This is a genomic window from Luteirhabdus pelagi (assembly GCF_016827595.1).
In the GTDB taxonomy this organism is placed as follows: domain Bacteria; phylum Bacteroidota; class Bacteroidia; order Flavobacteriales; family Flavobacteriaceae; genus Luteirhabdus; species Luteirhabdus pelagi.
Map to the genome: position 1 here is coordinate 1 of NZ_JAECMS010000034.1, position 839 is coordinate 839.

The 839-nt window shown below is 31.0% G+C and carries 1 protein-coding gene; it reads right to left on the minus strand.

Annotated elements, in window-relative coordinates:
- Positions 1–219: 219 nt before the first annotated feature.
- Entirely contained in the window at positions 220–747 is a 528-nt protein-coding gene (locus I4Q58_RS15450; protein ID WP_203296811.1) for a tetratricopeptide repeat protein, read from the minus strand.
- Positions 748–839 lie beyond the last annotated feature (92 nt).

Below are 839 nucleotides of genomic sequence, written 5' to 3' on the forward strand. Positions count from 1 at the left end.
TAGAAATGAGTTAACTGTTCATATGGATGAGTAAATAATCTTGGATTACGATGTTTCTCGACATTACTGGCAACGGTATTGTATAACGTGTTGTGTTGCGGGATTTAAAGTTAGTTATTTTTCAGATAAGGAGTTTTTTAAATAGGGTAGGGCTTTTCAATTGTTTGACTATCACCAGCAATATACACGTTATACGTTGTTGTGGTGCGTTATATTCACTTATAGTTTCATTTTATATTCATCAATTTGCTTATCAATTCTCCCAGAATCAATATGAAATTTCTTTAAAAATGAGTCCATTGAATAAATCCTTTTTGCCTCCTTTAAATAGTCAATTGAAGCTTGCATATTGCCTTGATATTCATTAATTAAAGCTAATTTCTGGAAAATAGAGGCAATATCATATCCAATATTTTTAAATCCTTTTCGACTTGCTTTCTCAAACTTGTCTTTTAATTTGACTAAATCCTTACCCTCGTAAGAATCGGATAATTCTAATAATATTGGAGTATGAATAGTTAGAGCATCTGTATTTTTCGGATTGATCTCAATTGCATCTTCCAATAGCTCTAAAGCATATTCTTTATTTCCAATCGAATTTTGGGTTTTAGCATACTCGGTTTTAATCAAATCACTATTGGGGTATTTCTGGTTCAAATTTTCAAATAATTTATTGGCCTCCTGAATCTTAAACTCTGAAAAAAGCTTTTTCCCTTTATTTATTTTTCTTTTAATAAAGTATCTCATAGTATTAATGCACCACAACGGATTTGTATAACGTGCGTTGTGCCGTTTTTCAATTTACGAATTATTCAGTTAAGGTGGGAGAGTGGTTTCGT

Coding starts and splice junctions, on each gene's coding strand:
- I4Q58_RS15450 (WP_203296811.1), bottom strand. CDS start 747: ATGAGATACTTTATTAAAAGAAAAATAAATAAAGGGAAAAAGCTTTTT.